Source organism: Pseudoalteromonas sp. HL-AS1 (assembly GCF_031198785.1).
Classification (GTDB): domain Bacteria; phylum Pseudomonadota; class Gammaproteobacteria; order Enterobacterales; family Alteromonadaceae; genus Pseudoalteromonas; species Pseudoalteromonas distincta.
On the sequence record NZ_CP133569.1, the window covers coordinates 1,602,087 to 1,626,636 of the forward strand.

17 protein-coding genes are annotated in these 24,550 nt (G+C 40.5%); 11 read left to right on the plus strand and 6 right to left on the minus strand.

Going from position 1 to position 24,550, the window contains the following annotated elements; genetic code table 11:
- Positions 1-24: 24 nt before the first annotated feature.
- The 4 genes from RB214_RS07560 to RB214_RS07575 all read left to right on the plus strand — a co-directional run bounded on the left by RB214_RS07560 (position 25) and on the right by RB214_RS07575 (position 7,643).
- On the plus strand, positions 25-1,779 hold the full coding sequence (locus RB214_RS07560; protein ID WP_375144340.1) for an alpha-amylase family glycosyl hydrolase: 1,755 nt from the start codon (positions 25-27) through the stop codon (positions 1,777-1,779).
- Positions 1,780-1,867: 88 nt separating this feature from the next.
- A complete protein-coding gene (locus RB214_RS07565; RefSeq protein WP_309168718.1) occupies positions 1,868-3,727 on the plus strand; it encodes an alpha-amylase family protein in 1,860 nt (619 codons plus the stop codon).
- The gene (locus RB214_RS07570) at positions 3,720-5,219 is read left to right on the plus strand and encodes an MFS transporter (protein ID WP_309168719.1); all 1,500 of its coding nucleotides are present in this window, start codon (positions 3,720-3,722) and stop codon (positions 5,217-5,219) included. Before RB214_RS07565 ends, RB214_RS07570 begins: the two co-directional genes overlap by 8 nt.
- 9 nt (positions 5,220-5,228) lie before the next feature.
- A complete protein-coding gene (locus RB214_RS07575) occupies positions 5,229-7,643 on the plus strand; it encodes a glycoside hydrolase family 15 protein (RefSeq protein WP_309168720.1) in 2,415 nt (804 codons plus the stop codon).
- A gap of 180 nt (positions 7,644-7,823) precedes the next feature.
- On the opposite strand, the gene RB214_RS07580 is transcribed toward RB214_RS07575, so the two are convergent.
- Entirely contained in the window at positions 7,824-8,843 is a 1,020-nt protein-coding gene (locus tag RB214_RS07580; RefSeq protein WP_309168721.1) for a LacI family DNA-binding transcriptional regulator, read from the minus strand.
- Between the two features lie 290 nt (positions 8,844-9,133).
- On the opposite strand from RB214_RS07580, the gene glk reads away from it, so the two are divergent.
- The 6 genes from glk to RB214_RS07610 all read left to right on the plus strand — a co-directional run bounded on the left by glk (position 9,134) and on the right by RB214_RS07610 (position 16,362).
- Entirely contained in the window at positions 9,134-10,126 is a 993-nt protein-coding gene (gene glk, locus RB214_RS07585; RefSeq protein WP_309168722.1) for a glucokinase, read from the plus strand.
- 38 nt (positions 10,127-10,164) lie between these two features.
- Positions 10,165-11,178 carry a LacI family DNA-binding transcriptional regulator gene (locus tag RB214_RS07590; RefSeq protein WP_197120992.1) on the plus strand — a complete coding sequence of 338 codons (1,014 nt, stop codon included), beginning with the start codon at positions 10,165-10,167 and terminating at the stop codon, positions 11,176-11,178.
- A 335-nt stretch (positions 11,179-11,513) separates the two neighbouring features.
- A complete protein-coding gene (gene edd, locus RB214_RS07595; protein WP_002959754.1) occupies positions 11,514-13,364 on the plus strand; it encodes a phosphogluconate dehydratase in 1,851 nt (616 codons plus the stop codon).
- Positions 13,365-13,397: 33 nt separating this feature from the next.
- The gene (eda, locus tag RB214_RS07600) at positions 13,398-14,018 is read left to right on the plus strand and encodes a bifunctional 4-hydroxy-2-oxoglutarate aldolase/2-dehydro-3-deoxy-phosphogluconate aldolase (RefSeq protein ID WP_200220214.1); all 621 of its coding nucleotides are present in this window, start codon (positions 13,398-13,400) and stop codon (positions 14,016-14,018) included.
- A 9-nt stretch (positions 14,019-14,027) separates the two neighbouring features.
- Positions 14,028-15,032 (plus strand): type I glyceraldehyde-3-phosphate dehydrogenase, encoded by a 1,005-nt coding sequence (gene gap, locus RB214_RS07605; protein WP_002959757.1) that lies wholly within the window; start codon positions 14,028-14,030, stop codon positions 15,030-15,032.
- A 205-nt stretch (positions 15,033-15,237) separates the two neighbouring features.
- The gene (locus tag RB214_RS07610; RefSeq protein ID WP_309168723.1) at positions 15,238-16,362 is read left to right on the plus strand and encodes a sterol desaturase family protein; all 1,125 of its coding nucleotides are present in this window, start codon (positions 15,238-15,240) and stop codon (positions 16,360-16,362) included.
- 111 nt (positions 16,363-16,473) lie between these two features.
- On the opposite strand, the gene RB214_RS07615 is transcribed toward RB214_RS07610, so the two are convergent.
- The 5 genes from RB214_RS07615 to RB214_RS07635 form a co-directional block, all read right to left on the minus strand.
- The gene (locus RB214_RS07615) at positions 16,474-17,442 is read right to left on the minus strand and encodes an IS30 family transposase (RefSeq protein ID WP_309168724.1); all 969 of its coding nucleotides are present in this window, start codon (positions 17,440-17,442) and stop codon (positions 16,474-16,476) included.
- A 97-nt stretch (positions 17,443-17,539) separates the two neighbouring features.
- Positions 17,540-18,862, minus strand: coding sequence for a leucine-rich repeat-containing protein kinase family protein (locus tag RB214_RS07620; protein ID WP_309168725.1), 1,323 nt, complete (start codon positions 18,860-18,862; stop codon positions 17,540-17,542).
- 41 nt (positions 18,863-18,903) lie between these two features.
- Entirely contained in the window at positions 18,904-19,617 is a 714-nt protein-coding gene (locus RB214_RS07625) for a YebC/PmpR family DNA-binding transcriptional regulator (protein ID WP_002959761.1), read from the minus strand.
- A 258-nt stretch (positions 19,618-19,875) separates the two neighbouring features.
- Positions 19,876-21,954 carry a M13 family metallopeptidase gene (locus tag RB214_RS07630; protein ID WP_309168726.1) on the minus strand — a complete coding sequence of 693 codons (2,079 nt, stop codon included), beginning with the start codon at positions 21,952-21,954 and terminating at the stop codon, positions 19,876-19,878.
- Between the two features lie 240 nt (positions 21,955-22,194).
- Complete coding sequence (locus tag RB214_RS07635) at positions 22,195-23,973, minus strand: ABC transporter ATP-binding protein/permease (RefSeq protein ID WP_309168727.1); 1,779 nt, start codon at positions 23,971-23,973, stop codon at positions 22,195-22,197.
- A gap of 101 nt (positions 23,974-24,074) precedes the next feature.
- Here RB214_RS07635 and RB214_RS07640 point away from each other — a divergent pair, with 101 nt between their 5' ends.
- Positions 24,075-24,536: a hypothetical protein gene (locus RB214_RS07640; protein ID WP_309168728.1), complete on the plus strand. Its 462-nt coding sequence runs from the start codon at positions 24,075-24,077 to the stop codon at positions 24,534-24,536.
- The last annotated feature ends 14 nt before the right edge of the window (positions 24,537-24,550 follow it).

A 24,550-nucleotide genomic window follows, 5' to 3' on the forward strand; every position in this document is an offset into this window, starting at 1 on the left:
GAACCAGCTAATTGGTGGGTGGGCATGAAAAAAAATACAATTACGCTAATGTTGCATGAACAAAACATTGCAAACACCCAATTTAAGCTTTTACCTTATCAAGGAGTTGAGCTGGCCAATATTACGCGCACCGAAAACCCTAATTACGTATTTTTACATATAGCCATTAGCGATACAGCCCAAGCAGGCACATTAAAATTTAATAGCAATGGTAAGAATAATTTCATTTTCTCTTTACTTGAGAGAACAAAAAATAGTGCTGTGCGAGAAGGTTTTAGCAGTAAAGATACTGTGTATTTAATTAATCCTGACCGTTTTGTAAATGGCGATAAACAAAATGACACCGTGAGCGGTATGTTGGAGGAAGTAAATCCAACATTTAAAGGAGGGCGACACGGTGGTGATATACAAGGTGTTATTAATGCATTGCCATATTTAAAAGATTTAGGTGTAACGCAGTTGTGGTTAACGCCGGTGCTTGAAAACAACATGCCCGATTACTCTTATCACGGTTATGCTATTACTGATTTTTATAACGTAGACCCACGCATGGGTTCTAATTCACTTTATAAATCGCTCTCAGTAAAGGCCAAAGAGCAGGGTATAGGCTTGGTAATGGATATGGTGCTTAATCACTTTGGTGCAGAGCATACATGGATGAAGGATAAACCGAGCAAAGATTGGATCAACTTTAATGGCGAATTTGAAAATGGTAAAAATGCGACAAGCCATGCCCGCCAAACAATTCAAGACCCACACGCAAGCGATTACGATAAACGCCAGTTTAACGATGGCTGGTTTGTAGCCAGCATGCCGGATTTAAACCAGCGCCAACCACTCTTGAGCGAATATTTAACTCAAAATGCGATTTGGTGGATTGAATACGCAGATTTAAGTGGTATTCGCGTTGATACTTACTCTTACTCAGATAAAGCATTTTTGAGCGATTGGACAAAAGCAATTATGCAAGAGTATCCGGATTTTAATATTGTAGGAGAAGAGTGGACCTCTAACCCTGCTATTGCCTCTTACTGGCAACGTGGTAAGCATAACCAAGATGGATATACATCAAGCTTACCAAGCGTTATGGACTTTTCGTTGCAAGAGTCGGTAATTCAAGCGCTAAATGAAGAAGAAAGCTGGAACACGGGCTGGGTTAAAGTCTATGAGTCGTTAGCTAATGACTTTTTATACCCTGATACTAATAACATTATGGTATTTGCAGATAATCATGATATGAGCCGTGTATACACCGAGCTTGGCCAAGACGAAGCCAAAACTAAAATGGCAATGACTCTATTTTTAACCACACGAGGTATAGCCCAAATGTACTACGGTACGGAAGTGCTATTAGATAACACCCCAAGTAAAGATCATGGCGATATTAGAATAGACTTCCCGGGTGGATTTAAAGGCCAAACTCGGAACGCCTTTACGGGCGAGGGGCTAACAAAACAGCAAAAAGACATGCACAAAACAATTAGTACCTTGCTTAATTTTAGAAAAAGCAGCCCAGCACTTGAAAAAGGAAAACTTGTGCATTTTACGCCTCAACAAGGCGTGTATAGTTACGCGCGTATTAGCGACGAGCAAACTGTGTTGGTATTTATGAATAAAAACACAAAAGAGCTAACTAAGAATATTGAGTATATGCAGGAAGTAATACCAAAAAATACCAAAGCACTTAACTTATTCACCCACAAAACACAGGTGTTGGGTAATACAGTTGCTTTACCGGCAATGAGTGCAACGGTATTAATTATAAATACCTCTCAATAGTTTACCTGAATACGTATGCAGCAACTGTATGGTTGCTGCAGTAATCTTTAGTATAAAGTAATAACAATACTGACAAAAAAGACACACAATGAAAAAATTAGTTTATGTACCCGCAGTACTTTGTAGTGCACTTATTGCTACAGGGTGTTCAGAAAATAACAAACCTGAACAACAGCAAACACCCGCACACACACAAAATGAGCTTACCAAGCCGGTTGTATATCAAGTATTTACCCGTTTGTTTGGTAATACCGAAACTGCCAATGTGCCATGGGGCACTAAAGAGCAAAATGGTGTAGGTAAATTTGCCGACTTTAACGATGCCGCCCTCAAAGGTATAAAGGAGCTAGGTACAACGCACGTTTGGTATACCGGCGTATTACACCATGCCTTAGTAGGCGATTATAGCGATTATGGGATTTCTCAAGACGATCCTGATGTTGTAAAAGGACGAGCAGGTTCGCCATATGCAATAAAAGATTATTATGATGTAAATCCTGATTTAGCAATTAACGTGACGAATCGTATGGGAGAGTTTAGCCAGCTCATTGAGCGTACGCACAGCCATGGCATGAAAGTCATTATTGATATCGTGCCTAACCATGTTGCGCGAAATTATCAATCATTAGGAAAGCCTAAAGGGGTTGAAGATTTTGGCGCGCAAGACGACACCAGTAAAACGTACGATAAAAACAACAATTTTTACTATGTGCCTGGGCAGTCATTTCAAGTGCCTACTTCTACAACCTATAACGTATTAGGTGGAAAAGCTCACCCACTTGCTGATGGCTTTTTTGATGAAACACCTGCTAAATGGACAGGTAACGGTGCCCGTGCACCAAAACCCGACATTAACGATTGGTACGAAACTGTAAAAGTGAATTACGGTGTAAAGTCTGATGGCAGCTACGATTTTGCTCAGCTGCCAAACGACTATAAGGACAAGGATTACCGTGCTCACTACGAGTTTTGGCAAGATAAAGAGCTCCCTAATAGCTGGTACAAATTTAGAGACATAGCGCTATTTTGGTTAGATAAAGGCGTTGATGGCTTTAGATACGACATGGCCGAAATGGTGCCTGTAGAATTTTGGAGTTTTTTAAATTCGTCGATAAAAATGCAAAAAAGCGACGCCTTTTTATTAGCCGAAGTGTATAACCCGCTAATGTACCGTGCGTATATTCACCAAGGTAAAATGGACTACCTTTACGATAAAGTGGGCTTTTATGACACACTAAAAGCCATTATGCAGGGTAAGCAAGCTGCTAATACTATTTTTGCTGCCCAAAGCCAAGTTACTGATATTGAAGCACACATGCTGCACTTTTTAGAAAATCATGATGAACAACGTATCGCAAGTCCAGACTTTGCAGGTAATGCCCAGTGGGGTAAACCTGCTTTAGTAGTTTCTAATCTAATTAGTCGCGCGCCAACGCTTTTATATTTTGCTCAAGATGTGGGAGAAGATGGCTCTGAAAACGCAGGATTTGGCACAGCCACACGTACCAGTATTTTTGACTACATTGGCGTGCCAGCGCACCAAGCATGGATGAATAACGGAAAATTTGATGGCGCTAATTTAACCTCAGAGCAAGTAGCACTTCGTGATTACTACAAAGCGGTTATGTCACTTAATAGTTTACCTGCTGTAGTAGGCGGAGAAATGTCGGCACTTAACCTTGTAGGAAGTGAACGTGTTGTTGGTTTTACCCGCTCTTTAGGCCAGCAAAGTGTGCATGTGTTAAGTAACTTTAGCGAGCAGCCACAAATAGTTACGGTTAATTTATCAAAGGCACAATTAGGTGCAATGAGTGAAAATACGCTATTAAATGATTTACTTGAAAATCACACCACCCAGCTTAAAGCTCACCCGCAAGGCGCTACATTTAAACTCACACTTGATGCATTTAGCAGCGCAGTATTAACAAATAAGGCTAATAATGAATAATCAAAATAATAATACCGATAAGCCAAATTTAAGTTTTTGGCAAATATGGAACATGTGTTTTGGCTTTTTAGGCATACAGTTTGGTTTTGCTCTGCAAAACGGCAATGTGAGCCGAATATTCCAAACATTAGGCGCACAAGTTGATGATATTCCCATTCTATGGGTTGCAGCACCGCTTACTGGTTTAATCGTACAGCCTATTATTGGTTACTGGAGCGATAAAACGTGGGGGCGCTTTGGTCGTCGCCGTCCGTTCTTTTTTATAGGCGCAGTGTTAACAACGCTTTCATTATTTATTATGCCGCATTCTCCTACGCTTTGGATTGCCGCTGGTATGTTATGGATCATGGATGCGTCAATCAACGTAACCATGGAACCGTTTAGAGCACTTGTAGGCGATAACCTGCCAGAAAAACAACGCGCTACAGGTTACGGGTTACAAAGCTTTTTTATTGGTATTGGTGCGGTACTAGCCTCAGCATTACCGTGGATGATGACCAACTGGTTTGATGTAAGTAATACTGCAGCGCCTGGGCAAATTCCAGAGTCTGTTAAATACTCATTTTATTGGGGTGGGGTGGTGCTACTTGTTGCAGTGCTTTGGACCGTTGCACGTACAAAAGAGTACAGCCCAGAGCAATTAGCTGAGTTTGAAAAGCAAAGCGCTCAACCTACTACAAGCAAACTGGTTGATATTAACTTTAATAAAGGCGCCATTATTTTTGTAGTGCTGGGTTTAGCAACCCTTGCATTAGTAATGGGCTTATCGCTTGAAAAAGAATTATACCTATTAGCTGGTGGTTTATTAGCGTTTGGTATTGTGCAGTGGATTGCAGCAGCGCTTAAAAGTGCTAACAAAACTCAAGGTGGTTTTTACCAAGTAGTACAAGATGTATTTACAATGCCAGAAGCCATGAAGCAGCTTGCATGGGTGCAGTTTTTTAGCTGGTTTACTTTATTTGCCATGTGGATTTATACCACCGCAGCAGTAACAAGCTTTCATTATGGTAGTAGCGATGCAACCTCTAAAGCATTTAACGATGGTGCAGACTGGGTGGGTATTTTATTTGCCGCCTACAATGGCTTTGCAGCTATTGCCGCTATGTGTATTCCGTTTTTAGTTAAAAAAATGGGCTCAAAAGGCGCGCATTGTTTTAATTTATTGCTGGGCGCGTTAGGTCTTGCAAGCTTTATGTTTATTCAAGACCCTAAAATGTTACTTATTCCTATGATTGGGGTGGGGTTTGCGTGGGCGTCTATTTTATCGCTGCCTTACGCCATGCTAAGTAACGCACTGCCAAGTAATAAAATGGGCGTTTACATGGGTATTTTTAATTTTTTTATAGTTATACCTCAGTTACTTGCCGCCAGCATTTTAGGGCTCATTTTACGCCACGTATTTTCTAATCAGCCTATTTACGCATTGTTAATTGGTGCAGCCTCGTTCGTTGTCGCTGCCGTTGCGGTAATGCGCGTTAAAAATTCACATTAAGGACACACAATGAAAAAATATAACCTTATAACCGCCTCACTTTTAACGTTAGGTTTAACCGCCTGTGGCGCTCAAAACACAAGCACAACCAATGAAAGTACCGGCGCACAGATTAAATCGGCACCAGGCGCCCCAGGTGCTGAACCATTTTGGGCTTACGCGGGTAAAACCGGTATTGGTACATCGTACGAGCAATACCAAAACGGCCAATACACTGATACAGCTGCAACGGGGGATGTATCTAAAGTATGGTTTTCAATCGCTAAAGGTATGATCACCGAAACCATGTTTGGGCTTATTCACCAGGCACAAATAAAAGACATGCAATTTATAGTAACAGGTAAAGACTTTACCGTTAGTGAAGCTGATGATTTAGATGTCACCATTGATTACTTACATAAAGATGCACAAGGTCGCCCGTTATCGCTTGCCTACAAAGTAACTAGCACTGATAAACAAGGGCGCTTTAGCCTAGAAAAACACATTTTTACTGACCCAGATGGGCAAACATTATTTGTACGCAGTGTATTTAACACTGAGCTTGAAGGGCTAAAAGCATATGTGTCTGTTAATCCGTATATTAATAATAACGGGCTAGGAGACTTTGCTAAAACGACTGAGCAAGGCCTTGTCGCATGGGAAGACGATAACTATTTATCGCTTCAATCAGCAACCCCTTTTAAAGCAAAAACGGTAGGGTTTACAGGAAAAAGTGACGGCATAAACGCACTTAAAACTACTCAATCTTTAAACACCCAATACACAAATACCGGCGAAGCTTCAGGTAACGTAAGCATGCTTGCAGAGCTTGGCGATATAAGCGCTAACACCACCTTTGATTTAGCACTTAGTTTTGGTAAAACGCAGCAGCAAAGTATAAAGCAAGGCGAAAAAAGCTTAGCAAAAGGCTATCAAGCGGTGCTTGATCACTATAACGGTAAGGGTGAAGCGCTAGGCTGGCAAGATTACCTACAAAGCCTTAAACCACTTAATACCATGGTTGAGCAAACCGCCGATAACGGTAAGCTTTTATACACCAGCGCCATGGTTCTAAAAGCACAAGAAGATAAAACACACGCAGGGGCATTAATTGCTTCTCTATCTAATCCATGGGGAGAAACCGTATCTGCTAAAGAAGGCTCAACCGGTTATAAAGCGGTATGGGTGCGCGACTTTTATCAAGTAGCCATGGCCTTTATGGCAGTGGGTGATACTGCCACAGCAAAAACAGCATTCGAATACCTTGAAAAAGTGCAAGTAAATAGCAAAACACCAGGTAATAAAGGCGATACAGGCTGGTTTTTACAAAAAACGCACGTAGATGGTGAGCTTGAATGGGTCGGCGTACAGCTTGACCAAACAGCTATGCCTATTATGCTTGCTTGGAAGTTACATAAAGCCAATGTACTTAGCGATGATGAACTAAAAAGCTGGTACGGCAAAATGTTAAAACCAGCGGCTGATTTTTTAGTTGATGGCGGCCTTGCTAAAATTTTGTGGAACGACACGCAAATTACACCACCGGCAACCCAACAAGAACGTTGGGAAGAGCAAAGCGGTTATTCGCCTTCTACAACTGCAGCAATAGTGGCAGGCCTTATTACCGCAAGCGATATCGCAACGCTTAGCGGTGATGATAAAAACGCAAAGCGCTACCTAGCTACGGCTAAAAAGTATAACAACGATATTGAATCGCAAATGTTTACCACTAAAGGTAACTTAAAAGGCGAAAATAGTGATGGTGAATACTTTATCCGTATAGGCCAAGATACCGATGCAAACTCAAACACTAAAATTAACGCTAATAATGGCCGCGAAGGGTTTAATAAAAAGCAAATTTTAGATGGCGGCTTCTTAGAGCTAGTACGCTATGGCGTACGTGATGCTAACGACGAAAGCATTGTTAAAACACTGCCTGAGTACGATGACGAAACGCTTGAAGATAACCTACAGGTTAAATACAGCTTCAGCTTTGACGACGGCAGCGGCACATTTGCAGGCTACCGCCGCTATGGTAATGATGGCTACGGCGAAGATGAAACCACAGGTACTAATTACGCAGAGGATGGCAGTAATACACCAGGCCAACGTGGTCGTGTTTGGCCATTTTTCACAGGTGAACGTGGGCATTATGAAATAGCTGCAGCTAACGCAAACAACGCCCTTGATGATGCTAAACAAGCGCAAATTAAAAACAGCTATGTTAAAGGGTTAGAGCAATTTGCCAATAATGGAATGATGCTACCAGAGCAAGTATGGGATGGTGTAGGTGTAAATAAAGCTGGTTATGAGCTAGGCGAGGGCACAAACTCAGCAACACCACTGGCATGGACTCATGCAGAATACATTAAGCTTGTACGCTCACTCAGTGATAAACAAGTATGGGATCACTACCCAGTAGTTACCGAGTCTCTAAAACACTAATATATAATACCAATTCGCTTAATTAAGTGAGCTATTTTGAGGCAGGCAAAACGTGTTGATAGCTAGGCAAAAAATTCGCTATTTAGTTGTTCTAAATAAGAATTTTTTAACGCAGTTAGCGACACGTTTAGCCCCGCTAAATGATTAAGTATTATTGCGGATTGGTATAAAATTTGAATTTTAACTGCTACTTTTTCGTGAAATTAATACAGGTGGAAGTAGGGTACTTTGAACTTCTTCACCACGTATAAGTTTTAATAGGTTTTCTACTAACATTTGCCCAGCAATAGTGGTGTTTTGCTCTATTGTAGTTAGGGGTGGGTTTACATAACTTGCAATGGCTATGTTATCAAAGCCGACAACCGCAACATCTTTCGGCACGTTGATATTTGCTTCTTTAAGTGCGCGTATAGCCCCTATAGCAATTAAGTCACTTGCAGCAAATAAGGCGTTAAATTTAATATTATTAGCAATTAGTGAGCGTGTGGCGTGATAGCCAGATTCTTCAGTAGAGATAGCATTAGCCATTTTACGCTCATTTATTTTAACGTTGTTAGCCAATAGCTCATCCTTAAAACCCTGAAATCGACTAAAAAATTCAGGACTGTGATCAGATGCATCACCAATAAAAGCGCAATCAGTTCTGCTATGCGCAATAAAGTGCTCAGCGGCGAGCTTACCGCCACCGTAGTTATCACAACAAACAGTTAAATCTGGACGGTTATCTACCGTTGCACCCCAGCAAACAAACTTAGTATTTTGTTCAAGTAAGGTGTTAAATTTTGGTTGGTAATCAATGTAATCGCCATACCCGAGTAAAATAATGCCATCAGCTCTGTGGCTGTCTTCGTAGTCTGCTTGCCAATCAGCACTGGCCGATTGAAATGAAACTAATAAATCGTAACCTTCTGTAGCGCAAGCACGGGTAATACTGCCAAGCATGGCTAAGAAGAAAGGATTTATTTGGGACTCGTCAGAAGTGGGATCTTCAAACAACAATAATGCAAGCGTACTACTTTGTTGAGTGCGAAGGTTACTCGCATTTTTATCAACTTTATAATTAAGCTTTTTAGCTATATCGAAAACACGCTTGCGTGTTTCTTCATTAACAAGGTGGCTGTTACGTAAAGCGCGAGATACAGTCGATTGAGATACCCCTGCATAGTGGGCAATATCAAATGAGGTAGCTTTACCTTTCATTGTTACAACTTAATTAAATTGATAAATAATTGTGTCATTTTCGTTTATTGATGAATAATTTCAAGCTTTTTGTGAATTAACGTATATTTTTATTGATAAATTCCTGACACCGGTGTCATAATGTCAGTGTTTTATCATTTTGTTGTCAAAACGTATTCGCTGTCTATATCTTTATAGGCAGCATTTTTTACTGTGATAGCTACTTTGAGGTGATAGCTCAAAGTATAAATAACAATGGTACACCATTGTAAAATAATAAGCATGAGTCGCTTAACAAAAGAGATAATACTATGAGCCCAAACGCTTCTGCCCAATTTGATCCCATCTTAGTTGCTGATGTCGGCGGCACTAATGCCCGCTTTGCTTTAATAACTGCTTTTAATGAACAGACTAACCAATTTATAATAGAGCACATTAATATTTTTCCTAGTGCCAACTTTGGTTCTCTTGAAAGTGCGCTCGAGCAATATTTGCTAACAGTCCCACATACTGCACCCAAACGCGCATGTTTAGCCGTTGCAGGGCCAATAAAAGCCGGGCAAGTGCATTTAACCAATTTAGGTTGGCATTTTAGCGTCGGTGAATTTAAAACTCATTTTGATTTACAACAACTTGAAGTCATTAATGATTTTGCTGCCTTTGCTTACGCTGCCCCTTACTTAGATCCTAAACAAAATGTCATTGTTAAATCAGGTCAAGCTGATGATAACGCAAACATTGGTGTTATAGGTCCAGGTACTGGTTTTGGTGCCGCGTGCTTAGTTAGAACGTCCCAATCTACCGCAGTGTTGAGTTCAGAAGGGGGGCATATATCACTTGCACCTGTTAATGAACTCGATACTTTATTATTGAATGAATTACGTAAAGATCATCCCCATGTTTCTATCGAAACAGTTTTCTCAGGTCCTGGCATAACGCATTTATACAAAGCAATGTCTGCGGTTAAGGGTGTAACAGCTAAAAATTTAGATGCCGCACAAATTAGCAGCCTTGCAAATAGTGGTGAATGTGATGTGTGTGATGCAACCTTAAACCAGTTTTGTGATTGGATTGGCAGTGTTGCCGGTGATTTAGCGGTTGTTTATGGCGCGTTAGGTGGATTATTTATTGGCGGTGGAATACTACCTCGTATGCAAGCGAGACTTCTTGAGAGTCGTTTTGTTGAACGATTTTCGCAAAAGGGTATTATGTCGCAGTACGCAGGACAAATCCCTGTAACACTCGTAACACAAGACAACATACCGCTTATTGGCGCTGCTGCGTGTTTACACAATAGCAAATAGGGCTTTGGTCTTACAGGTTGTATTTGGATAATGGACAGATGAAAAAAGTAACCATAAATAGTGTAGCAAGCCATGCAGGGGTTTCTAAAAAAACCGTCTCACGCGTGTTAAACAATGAGCCTAATGTAAGTGCCGCCACCCGAGAAAAGGTGCTTGCGGTATTTAAAGAGCTTGATTACACCCCAAATCCAATTGCACGAGGTCTTGCTCAAAATCGTAGCTTTATTATTGGCTGTTTATACGATAACCCAAGTAAAAGTTATATTACCCGAGTGCAAACGGGCGCCTTAGAAGCGTGTAAAGAAAACAACTATAATTTATTGATACACCCTTGTGAGTTTCGTGGTGAAGCACTTATAAATAATATTGAGCAATTACTACAAACTTCTCGATTAGATGGCATTGTGCTAACACCTCCTTTTGGTGATTTTGCTGAGCTTGTTGCTTTTTTAAAATCTAAAAAAATTCCTTATGCAAGGGTTGCTTCAGCTTTACTACAAGATGATTCAATTTCAGTGCGTAGTAACGACGAGCAAGGCGCATTTGAGATTACCGAGCATTTAATTAACCTCGGTCATAAATCTATAGCCTTTATTAAAGGGCACCCAGATCACAGTGCCACGCAACAACGTTTTAAAGGTTACAGGCGTTCACTTGCAAGCCATGGTATAGAATTTGATGAGCGCTTAGTAGAGGAGGGTAACTTTAGTTATCACTCAGGTGTAGATAGTGCACGCAGCATATTAGATTTATCCCCTAGGCCAACCGCTGTATTTGCATCAAACGATTACATGGCGGCTGCCGTACTTAAATTAGCAACTCAGCGCCAATTAAAAGTGCCTGATGACATTTCAATAGCTGGGTTTGATAATGCACCCATTGCACGTCATATTTGGCCTGGGTTAACAACGATTGCACAGCCCGTTGAAGAAATGACTAAACAAGCCGTAACACAACTTATTTCACACATAGCTCAACCACAAGAGCAGCCGTATCAGGTAACGCTTGAGTCGCGCTTGATTACACGCGAGTCTACCTCAGCAATAAAATAGTGAGTTTAAAACACTTTCACAGTAGCCCGAATATGAGTGACGCTTATTCGGGCTTTTTTTACTCTGAACTTGCTAAAACATGGTTTGTGCCTAAAAATCAATTAGGTCATTATTCGGTCATGTTAAAATATTAAACTATTTTTGTTACCCGGGGTTGACACCGGTGTCATTGCTATGCGTTAATACAGTGACACCGGTGTCAGGGCTGTTGTGAGAGGCTCCCTGGTAGCGTACCTTTGAACGGGTAAATCAAAGATGCTCAGTACAGTTATTTACGTGGAGTCTGTAGTTGCTACTGAGCCTTTATCCTCTAACTAATAGAGATGAGTTAAATTATGTTACATCCTCGTATTCAAGAAGTTACCCAGCGCGTTATCGAACGCAGTAAAAATACCCGTCAAGATTATTTAGATCGCATTTCGCACGCAAAAAAACAAACAAGAGTTCGTGCCGGTTTAGGTTGCGGAAATATAGCCCATGTTATGGCTGCATGTAGCAGTGATGACAAAGCGCGCTTAAAGGCTGATGAGCAGCCAAATCTTGCTATTATCAACTCATATAACGATATGTTATCGGCTCATGTGCCATACAAAGACTACCCAGATTTAATTAAAGACATTGCAACAAAATACGATGCTACAGCTCAAGTTGCTGGTGGCGTGCCTGCAATGTGTGATGGTGTTACGCAAGGGCGTGACGGCATGGAACTTTCACTTTTTTCTCGCGATGTAATTGCTATGTCTACAGCAATTTCTCTTTCGCACGATGTGTTTGATGGTGTTTTTTGTTTAGGCGTTTGTGACAAAATTGTTCCTGGTTTATTAATTGGTGCATTGTCGTTTGGTCATTTACCTGTGTTCTTTTTACCAGCAGGTCCAATGCAATCAGGTATTCCGAATAAAGAAAAAGCACGTATTCGCCAAAAGTTTGCACAAGGTTTAGTGAGCCGCGAAGACTTACTTGAAGCTGAAAGTGCGTCTTATCACAGCGCTGGTACATGTACGTTCTACGGTACTGCCAATTCAAACCAAATGTTAATGGAAATAATGGGCTTACACCTTCCAGGTAGCTCGTTCATTAACCCTTACACTGAGCTTCGCGATGGCCTTACAGGGAATGCTGTAGAAACAATGCTTAAGCAGCTTACAGATGATAAAGAAAGCCCGTGTTTAGCCGATGTGATCAGCGAAAAAACGATTATAAATGGTTTAGTGGGTCTGCTTTCTACAGGTGGTTCTACTAACCATGCAATCCATATTGTTGCGATAGCAAAAGCTGCCGGCATTCAGGTTACGTGGAAAGATATGTCTGACTTATCAGAAGTTGTACCACTTCTTACACGTATTTACCCTAACGGCTCAGCTGATGTAAACCACTTTCAAGCAGCTGGCGGTATGGGTTTCTTAATGCGAGAACTAGCAAGCGCTGGTTACTTACATACAGACGTTAAAACAATGCTTGGCGATGGTTTAGCACCATACATGACAGAGCCTCGTTTAGATAAAGACGATAGCTTGATCATGAGCGACTCAACTGGCCCAACTAAAGTTAAATGGGTAGATTGTCCTGCAAACTCGCACGATGAAGAAGTACTTCGCCCAGTGAGTAACCCATTTAGTAAGCAAGGTGGTCTGCAACTTCTAACTGGCAACTTAGGTAAAGCTGTTATCAAAGTGTCAGCTGTTGCTGAAGAACATCAAACCGTTACTGCTCCTGCAAAAGTATTTAGCTCACAAAGTGCTCTGCAAGATGCATACACTCGTGGCGAATTAAACCAAGACTTTATTGCCGTGCTAAAAGAGCAAGGCCCTAAAGCGAAAGGTATGCCAGAGCTACACAAGTTAACGCCAGTAATGGCAACGCTTCAAGATGAAGGCTTTAAAGTAGCTATTGTTACTGACGGTCGTATGTCGGGTGCATCAGGTAAAGTACCTGCTGCTATTCACTTAGCACCAGAGGCAGTAGAAGGCGGCATTATTGCTAAAATCCGAGAAGGCGATTTAGTGACGCTTGATGCGCCAAACGGAATATTAAAAGTACACGTTAGCGACGAAGAACTTGCTAAGCGTGAAGCAGAACTTAGCCTGCCAAGTGCAACATTTGGTACAGGTCGTGAATTATTTACTGGATTTAGAAATATCGTAAGCAGTGCCGATTTAGGCGCGAGTGCTTTTGGACTTGAATAAATATTAGCCATACTGGGTAATGAGGAACAAGTAATGAGTATTGAAAAAATCTTAGCATCGGCACCCGTAGTGCCAGTGGTTGTAATCGAAAAATTAGAAGATGCAGCACCACTTGCAAGAGCTTTATACAACGGTGGCTTAAAAGCCTTAGAAATAACACTACGTACACCCATTGCTGCAGAAGCTTTAAAGCTAATGAAAGCAGAAGTACCTGAAGCCTATGTAGGTACTGGTACGGTAGTAGATAAGGCAAGTTTTGATCTTTCGGTTGCTGCTGGTGCCGATTTTATGGTGAGTCCAGGTGTGAGCGATGAGCTTATTGCTTTAGCTAAAACATCAGATATACCATTTTTACCAGGCGCTGCAACTGCAAGTGAAGTTATGCAACTTGCGTCGCATGGTTTTAAGTATTTAAAATTCTTCCCAGCAGAAGCTGCAGGCGGAACAGCTATGCTTAAATCAATCGGTGGCCCATTACCACATATTACTTTTTGCCCAACTGGCGGCATTAGCCTAGCAACTGCTCCTAATTATTTAGCGCTTAACAACGTTATTTGTGTTGGTGGTACGTGGATGCTAGATAAACAACTAATTGAAAATAAAGACTGGCAAGCAATTGAAGCGCTTGCTCGCCAAGCAAGTGAACTTAAATAGGAGTCTAAAATGATTAATGTAGCAATTAACGGTTACGGCCGTATCGGTAGAAATGTTTTACGTGCACTTTATGAGTCAGCTCAAAACAGCGAAATTAAAATTGTAGCAATTAACGATTTAGCACCAGCTAACGTAAATGCACATTTAACGCAATATGACTCAGTTCATGGTCAATTTTCAAAAAAAGTAACACTTGAAAACAACACTATGCTAATTGGGGATGACGTAATTACATTAACGCAAGAGCGTGACCCTGCAAACTTACCGTGGAAAGAGCTAAACGTAGATATCGTTTTAGAATGTACTGGTTTTTTCACTAAACGTGATGACGCTGCTAAGCACATTACTGCAGGCGCTAAAAAAGTAATCGTATCTGCTCCAGGTACTGGTTTAGATGCAACAGTAGTGCATGGTGTAAACAGCGACGTAATTAATGCTGATAGCAATATCATTTCTAACGCTTCTTGTACTACTAACTGTTTAGCGCCAATTGCAAAAGCAATTAACGACACAGTAGGTATTGAGCAAGGTAGCATGACGACTATTCACGCTTACACCAACGATCAAAACTTATCTGACGTATACCACCCAGATTTATACCGTGCGCGTAGTGCAACTCAATCTATGATCCCAACTAAAACAGGTGCTGCGGCAGCTGTTGGTTTAGTATTACCAGAACTTGCTGGTAAATTAGATGGTATGTCGGTACGTGTACCTACAATCAATGTTTCTTTAGTTGATTTTACGTTTATCACTAAGCGTGATACGACTGCAGAAGAAATCAATGCAATCATGAAAGAAGCATCAACGGGTTCAATGAAGAGTATTTTAGAATATAACGAGCTTCCGCTTGTTTCTATCGACTTTAACCATAACCCAGCGTCATCTATCTTTGATGCAACGCAAACTAAAGCCAATGGTAAACTAGTTAAAGTAATGGCTTGGTACGACAATGAGTGGGGTTTCTCAAACCGCATGTTAGACCAAGTTAAAGCATTAGGTCAGTACTTATAATTGACCTTGTAAAAGTTTAGCTTTATCCAACCAAGCCACGCATTGCGTGGCTTTTTTGCGTTTGGTTTATCTGTATATTTGCAATTCAAAATTAGGAGGGAACTATTTGTATTTTTTATACCCTAAATTTTGTTAATATGTGGGTGTGTAAATCAATGGAATTTCGTTGTATTTAATCAACTCAACGACGCAAGGAATAATAAAAATGATCAGAGCTTTATCGCGAAAAGTATTTCGCACAAATCATCTTCAGATAGGTGAGGGCAACATAAGTGGCTACATAGCCTGCTTTTTAGCAATACTGAGTTGCTTAGGCGTATTAGCGTTTCACTTCCCTGAATACTTAACCACACCAGAGCTGAGAAAAAGCTACAGCGTCGACTTTTTACGTCAGCTTATGTTTGCATCATTATTGGTCTCGGGCAGTTTAGGATTACTTAACTTTGTCCGTAATACCAATAAGCGTTTAGGGGCTACAGCGTGGTTTTTTATTTTACTCGCTATTATGTTTGGCGGACCAAACGTTGAAGTAAACGAATTTGCTACCGACACACCTTATATAGGGCTTGATTGGTTTATTTTAGATTTACTCGGCTCAACACTCATATTTATTGTGATTGAAAAGTTATTACCTCATCGTAAAGATCAAAAAATATTACGTAGCGAATGGCGGGGCGATTTAAACCACTTTTTTGTAAATCATTTAATTATTGGTTTTGTATTACTCGTTACTAACCACTTTGTGCATTATGGCTTTGGCTGGGCTGTATCATCTACGGTACAAGGTTATATAGAGCAAACACCATTTGTAGTGCAGTTGTGTTTAATAATACTCGTGGCTGATTTAATGCAGTATTGGGTGCATCGTGCTTATCACGAAGTCCCATTATTATGGCGCTTTCATGGCGTACATCACAGTGCTAAAGAAATGGATTGGTTAGCGGGCTCTCGCCAGCATATTCTTGAAATACTCGTAACTCGCAGCTTAGTGCTCACGCCTATATTTGTACTTGGTTTTTCACAGCAAATAATTAGTTTGTACGTAATAATTGTGGGTTTGCAGGCTGTGTTTAACCATGCAAATGTGCGTGTGAAATTTGGTTGGCTAAAATATTTTATGGTTACACCGCAGTTTCACCATTGGCATCATGCGTCAGATAAAGCCGCGATTGACCGAAATTACGCTGCACATTTTTCGTTTTTAGATTATGTGTTTGGTACTGCTGTTAAAGGCCAAAAAGAGTGGCCACAAGCGTATGGTGTAGTCGGGGATTACATGCCCGTAGGTATGCTTAAACAACAGGTTTACCCGTTTAAGCGCACTAAATAAGTACGGAAAATCCGAATAAACATAAAATAAAAGCGAGTAAGATGTTACATTTTGCTCGCTTATATTATTAACATTAAATTTACGCGGATTCAAATCTGAAGTGCATAACGCTTAGGCGGCTTTAGCCGCCAAGTGATCCTGCATCAATTTTGCAGGCGTTTCAAATCCAAGTGTCTTCCTCGGACGATTATTAAGTTGCTCAAGTACTGGTATAACTTGCGCTGGTGTTACCGCCTTAAAATCTGTGCTCTTCGGCCAATACTGACGTAGTAATCCATTCGTGTTTTCATTCAATCCGCGCTCCCATGAGTGATAAGGGTGAGCAAAATAAACAGGAACACTTAAAGCCTCTGTGATTTGCTCGTGATAAGCGAACTCTTTTCCATTGTCAGCCGTGATGCTATGAAGCGCTGACCTATATGGCCTTAATAGTTCTATTGTCGCCGCAGTGACGGCTTGTGCTGTTTTTCCTGCCACCTGAGTTGATACAGTGAATTGGGTAACCCGCTCTACAATGGTAACAAGGGCGCCTCGATGACCTTTGCCTATGACGGTATCTATTTCCCAATCTCCGATACGGCCTTTCTCATCAACTATTTGTGGGCGCTCTTCAATGCTAACGCGATTTTTTATTTGCCCTCGGTTTGTTTTACCATGACTGCGCTTGTGATATTTCTTACCGTGTCGGCGCAGATGTAGGTATAAATCACCACCTGCTTTTTTATCTTCCCAGATATACAGATAAATGCATTCATGGCTGACAGACTGTTCACTTTCTTTGTGTAACCATCCCGTTATTTGTTCAGGACTCCACTTCTCATTAAGCTTCTGGGTAATTAAAGCTATCATTTCAGGTGTCATCTTAAGCGGTTTTCTTGCACTTCTTCGGCGAAACAAAGTCCGCTCATGAGCTTGTTTGTGTCTGTAACCTCGCTTACCTGTATTTCTAGAAAGCTCTCTTGAAATCGTAGATTGCGATAAATTAGTTAGCTCAGCAATACTTTGTTGCGTAAAACCGCTTTTCTTTAGAACGGCGATCTGGCATCTTTGCGCATAGGTCAGTTGTTTGTAATGTCTCATTGTAAAATCTCTTGCCGGAGAAAAAGTAGTTAGCTTATGAGCAACTGACCACTTAATCTAGCCAAAACAAGTTATGCACTTACAATTTGAATCTAGGTTATTTTAGCTCTGCTAATAAGTCAGTAAATGTAGGTCTTTGATTTAATGTAAGTTGCATGGCACATTTTGCCATATCGGACATTTTAACAAAGAGCTCACTTTGTCTATCATCGCCAGTTACTGTGCCTAATAAGTCTTCAATTAAACACCCTAATGCACGTACTTCAATTAACTCGATTTGCTTTTGTTGATAATCACTTAACATGGCTAAGTTTGTGGCTGCACCAAAATCACCAAATAATACATCAGCATCTTTGTTTATCATGGTGTTATGCGCATACACGTCGCCGTGACTTACTTTACGAACATGTAAGTGATGTAAGGTACTTACCATTTGCTGTGCAATTTTTAAAATAGCGTGAGTTGAGTAATGGCAATCATCATTAAAGGTATCACGCGTACACGTTTCTAAACTTGGTGGTAAACCCAAATTTGTATAATTGGTATCTATTAATTCCATTACTAAGCCAAGCTGTGTACCTTGCTCTATATAGCTTAATACATTGATTAGGTTTGTATGATTTGCAGCTTGTAGGCAGCAATTTACTTCATCAAGTGGGTAGCCATCACTAGTAATTGCCCCTTTAAATAGTTTTACAGCAACATTACTATGTTTCGCTTTTGCAAGGTGTATAACGCCCGATGCACCTTGGCCTATTACTTTTTTAAGCTGAAAATTTTCAAGCGGGGTATTTTTTAAAGTGCTTTTAGTTAAGCACTGAGCTTTATTAAATTCGTTACCGGCAAACGCAAGCCAAGCAAGTTTAGGCAATTCAAACAGCCAGTCGTCTACGTGTGTTAAGTTATTAGCAGAGAGCCTAACAAGCTCAAGGTTTTTACACTGCGTCATGCTACTTGGCAGTTGCTTAAGTTGATTGCCTGCAAGCGCAAGCTTTTTAAGCTGGGTATAATTACCAAAATCTTCAGGCAATTCGCTTAACGTATTATCGGTGAGTATTAGCCACTCAATATTTTTTGGCAGGCTGTTTAAAGCAAATTCAGAAATTTGGTTACTTTTAAACGCGACCATAATTAAAGCAGGGCATTTAGCGAGCACTTTAGGAATATGCTTAAACTGATTAAACGATAAAAGCACACGCTTCAGGTGTGTTAAACAGGCAAATTCATCAGGTAGTGTTGATAAGTTATTATTTGATAAATCGAGAACTTCAAGCGTGTCAGCTAAACTAAAGATTTCTTCAGGAAATGTCGTTAGCTCTTCTACCAATTGCAGGCGAGTAGCACCAACAAGTTTGCCACTTTTTAGCTCTTTAAGGGAGTTCATATTAATACCATGTTCTAAAAATGAAAAAGCCAACATAGCTGTTGGCTTAAAGTCGTTCTAACTTACTAAATTGCTCTTTAGAATTGCGCGTTATGGTAAACGTTTTGTACGTCGTCGCAATCTTCTAACATTGCTAAAAAGCGTTCCATAACTTCAACGTCTTCGCCTTCAATCGGCGTTTCAATTTGTGGCACAAAGCTAATTAGGTCTTCGTCAAATTCAGTCACGCCCATTTCTTCAAGCGCTGTACGTGTATTGTTGTACTCTGTGTGAGGAGCAAAAACAGTAACTTTACCGTCATCTACTTCTACGTCAGTTACATCAACATCAGCCATCATAAGAGCTTCAAGTACTGCTTCGTCGTCATCACCGTCAAATACAAAAATAGCAAGGTGATCAAATAAGTGTGAAACAGAGTTTTGAGCGCCAATTTTAGCATTTGCTTTGGTAAAACAAACACGTACATCAGCAAAGGTACGCTTGTTGTTGTCTGTTAAACAGTCAACAATAATCATACAGTTACCAGGGCCGTAACCTTCGTAACGTGTTGCTGCGTAGTCTTCACCGCCGCCGCCTTTTGCTTTGTCTATTGCGCGGTCAATAACGTGTGCTGGTACTTGGTCTTTTTTAGCGCGTTCAATTAAACGACGCAATGATAAGTTACCATCTGGATCTACACCGCCGTTTTTTGCACAAATATAAATTTCTTTGCCGTACTTAGAATAAACTTTAGTTTTAGCACCCGCAGTCTTAGCCATTGAATCTTTTTTGTTTTGGTAAGCTCTTCCCATCTGCGTTTCGCCTTAATATATGTAAATAATAGAATAAAATTATAATGCGTATTCTAAAGGTAAATGCATTCAAGGGCTAGTAAGTATTAAAACAGATTAAATCGGTAACGTTTAAAAGCCATGTAAACTGTATTTTATTAATGGGATCATCGAGGGTTCTAGACGTTGGAATTATATCTATTATGTGTAAATTTAATTCAATAAAAAAGCAACCTGTATAACAGGTTGCCTTACTAAGTAATAAAAAGTAAGTGTTACTTACCAAATACGTACACGCTCATCTTCAGGAAGGTATAACGCATCGCCTGGTTTTACATCAAACGCTTTGTACCATGCATCATGGTTACGCGGCGCTTGTGCTCTAAAGCGACCTGGGGCATGTGTGCCACCACGCAGTTGGTTAAGCATGCTTTGCTCAGTACGTTTTTCTTTCCATACTTGTGCCCACGCAAGGAAGAAACGCTGATCGCCAGTAACGCCGTCAATAACAGGCGCTTCTTTACCATTTAAACTGAGCTTGTACGCGTGATAAGCCATTGATAGCCCACCTACATCACCAATGTTTTCGCCAAGGCTATTTCGACCATTAACAAAGTTACCTTCTATTGGCTCGTATTTACTGTACTGCGCAGCCAGTTGATCGGCTTTTTTGTCAAATGCAGCGCGGTCAGCATCAGTCCACCAGTTACGTTGCACACCGTTTTCGTCTGATTTTGAACCTTGATCGTCAAATCCATGACCCATTTCGTGACCAATTACAGCGCCAATACCGCCATAGTTTACAGCCGGATCGGCATTTGGATCGAAAAACGGCGGTTGTAATATCGCAGCCGGAAATACAATTTCATTAAACGAGCTATTGTAGTAAGCGTTTACGCGTTGTGGCGTCATGCCCCAGCGGTTACGGTCTGTTTTTTGTAGCTCTTTTTCAACACTTTCTGCATGAAAAAATTCACGCATGTTTTTCACATTACCAATCAAATCGTTTTTAGTAATACTTAAACCTTCATAAGACTGCCATACATCGGGGTAACCAATTTTTGGTACAAATGCAGCCAGTTTAGCGCGCGCATTTACTTTAGTTTCATCGCCCATCCATTCTAGGTTATCAATACGTTCACCAAGGGCTGTACGAAGGTTTTCAACCAGCTCTGACATTTGTTGTTTTGATGACTCAGGAAAGTAACGTGCTACGTATATTTTACCAATAGCAAAACCAAGCGAACTTGTACCCGACATTTCACTGATTGCACGTTTCCAACGAGGGCGAGGCTCTTGCTGTCCGTTTAGTTCTTTACCAAAAAAAGCAAAGTTAGTATTAAATACGTCTTCTGACAGTAAACCTGCGTTACCGCTAATAGCGTGATACGTTAGGTAGTCTTTCCATACTGCAATATCTTCTTGATTGATTAGCTCAATCATCGCTTTTATAGGTTCAGGTTGAGAGATATTTAACTGAGGTACTTTATAACCTGTTTGCGCAAAATATAAATCCCAGTTAAAACCAGGATAAGTAGTGCTTAAATCGGCGCGTTCAATTTGGTTTAGCGTTAAATCGCGATTACGGCGCTTTTCACGGGGCCAATGACCTTGTGCAATTTTGGTTTCAAGATCAACAATTGCTTGAGCGCGCTCAGCGGTATTTTCTACTCCTGCAAACTCAAGCATATCAGCAATGTGAGCAACATAAGCTGTGCGGGTTTTAACAAAGCGCTCAGCGTCTTCAAGGTAGTAAGAACGATCTGGTAAACCTAAACCACCAGCACCTAGTGACATTTCATATTTATTAGGGTCTAGCCGATTAAACCACATGCCGCCGCCAAAAGGGGCTTTATTACCGGTTAACCAAGACTTACCAAACATTTCAGCTAAATCGTCGGTCGACGCTATATCATTAATTTCACTTAACAATGGCTTAATAGGCGCCACACCTAGTTTATTAAGTGTTTCGGTATCCATGTAGGCGTTGTAAAAATCAGCAACGAGTTTTTCTTCTGCGTTTAAATCTTTACGTGCGGCTATTTCTTCAATAATAGCTTTAACATCGCCTTCGCTTCGCTCAGCTAATCCTGAAAATGCACCGTAGCGGGTTTTATCTGCAGGCATTACGTAGTTGTCATACCATGTGCCGCTGGCATACATAAAAAAGTCATCGCCTGGTTTAACAGCTTCGTTACGCGCTGTTAGGTCAACACCAAAATTACCTAACTCTGCTTTTTGTGTCACTGCTGCAGTGGCTACTTTAGGTTGTTGTTCGTCTGTTTTTGTTGTTTGCGGTTCTGAACAACCGGTAATAAATGTGGCAGCTAATGCTGCGGCAATTAAACTCTTTTTCATTACTTACTCCTGAGTATCACTGATTGAATTTAAGCTGCAGTGAAGTATTTTTATTGTTACGAATATTTAACTTATCGATTGTTATTGATATTAATCAGACAAACAAATCTTTTGAGGTGAATCACCACAGTGCTCGATAAAACTAATATAGGAGAAAAGAGAAAGGCTAATAGGTTCTATAAACGCTTTATTTAGCTCGAATACTTGAAAGTATACGAGCTAAGAGGGGTTACGCACTATTTATTTTTTATGCTGAAGCTCCCACATACGGGCATATTCTCCGGCGAGAGTAAGTAACTCATCGTGCTTACCTTGCTCAATAATTTGTCCGGCTTTGAGCACAATAATGGTGTCTGCATCGGTAATAGTAGAAAGGCGATGAGCAATAACAATACTCGTATGGTTACTGGCAACTTCACGCATTGCAGCAAGTATTGCTTGCTCAGAATGAGAATCGAGTGCAGATGTTGCTTCATCAAAAATTAAAATAGGGGACTTTTTCAAAATAGCGCGCGCAATAGCAATACGCTGTTTTTCGCCGCCAGATACTTTTAAACCACGCTCGCCAACCAGCGTTTTATCGCCTTTATCAAGTGTCGCTATAAAGTCTTTTAAGTGCGCCATTGCAATGGCTTCGTCAATTTCAGCATCGCTTGCTGATGGCCTGCCGTAAGCAATATTTTCACGAATAGTAGTGTTAAACAGCACAGTATCTTGCGGGACTATTGCAATGGCTTTTCGTAAACTATTAAGTGTTACTGAGTTTATTGCTTGATTATCAATACTAATTTCACCACCGCTTACATCATAAAAACGATACAGCAGTCGGGCTAATGAGCTTTTACCAGCTCCACTGGCACCAACAATGGCTACTTTGCTGCCTGCTTTAACACTAAAGCTAAGGTTATTAAGAATAGGGCGATGCGCATCGTAACTAAAACTTACATTTTTAAATGCAATTTCACCTTGGCTAATACTGAGCTCTTTAGCATTAAGTGCATCGGTTATTTGAGGTTTTTTGTTAAGTAGCCCAAGCATGTTTTCAAGGTCGGTTAGCGCGCGCCTTATTTCGCGGTACACAAAACCTAAAAAGTTAAGCGGTAAAAATAGCTGAATCATATACGCGTTGATCATCACAAGTTCACCAATAGAGAGCGTACCTGCAACTACTTCGGTTGAGCCCAACCACATTAACGCGGTAATAGCACAGGCAATAATAAGTGCTTGGCCTGAGTTGAGGGCGAGCAACGACATTCTATTTTTTAAACGGGCTTTTTCCCAGTTTGCTAAAAAGGTGTCGTACGTTTTAGCTTCAAACTGTTCATTATTGAAATATTTTACAGTTTCATAGTTAAGTAGGCTGTCTATAGCGCGGGTATTACTTTGATTGTCGGCAGCGTTTGCTTCGCGAATAAAGCGGTTTCTCCACTGAGTAACCACCACAGTAAAGGTAATATAAATAGCGACTGCCAATAATGTAATAAGCGCAAACCAAACAGAAAACAACGTGCCAAAAATAATCGCAACGGTCAGTATTTCAAATAAAGTAGGTACAATGTTAAACATTAAAAAACGCATTAAAAAGCTTAACCCGCTTGTACCACGTTCTATATCGCGGCTAATGCCACCGGTTTGCCTATCTAAATGAAAAGCCAGCTCAAGTGAGTGCAAATGCTTAAATACTTTTAAACCAATATCACGCATGGCGTGCTCGGTTACGCGCGAAAATACAGCATCTCTTACCTCACCTAAAAATACGCTAGCAAAACGCAGTCCACCGTACATCAATAGCAATAAAGCAGGAATAACTAACAGTGGGTTAATCGACTTATCTACAGAGTCTATTATTTCTTTAAGCGCCCAAGGCATTAAAAGTGTGGCACCTTTTGCGCCTATAAGCGCCATAAGTGCAATAAAAACACGGCCTTTAAATTTTGTAAGGTAGGGCCACAGTGTTTTTACATTTTGGCGTAAATTCATGGCGTCTGGTCGTTTTTCTGTGCTTTGTCTGGGGCGCATTAGTGATCTCTGTTAAAACTAAATACTTAATTAATAAGCATTGTATTTTAAATGCTTGCCCTTATATACTACGCATCCCTTATTTTAGTTTTAAAACGTGAATGTTTAAATTTAGAGTGTTTTTAACTGCCTTTTTGCTACTTGCTGCACTTTTTAGTGTGCAGAGCAATGCTATGGGCGCCTCACAAAATTTAAATATCAATATTAGTACGCAGGTTTCGCTTACTGATATTGCCGATTTAACTAAAATACAGCCTATTAGTAAGTCTGTAGATACTTCGCAACATAAAAAAACGCATCAAACCGATTTTGACGCGCACCAACCAAGGTTAACTGCCAATAATTCTTCATTGTTTTTGCACACTGTTCAAAGTGAGCCAGAATACGATATGGTTTTTGAATTTTTTGCTCAAAATCTTGTTAGGCATATATTTTTACGACCGAGAGCCGTTAACCGTATACAACCTTGGTATACGTTTGTAACTAATAGTAAAAAGTCGCGCTTGAGTGGCTGGAAAGACGTTAATTTACTCTACAAAGCTGTAACTACCTACCACGCTTAATTTCCCTTATTTAA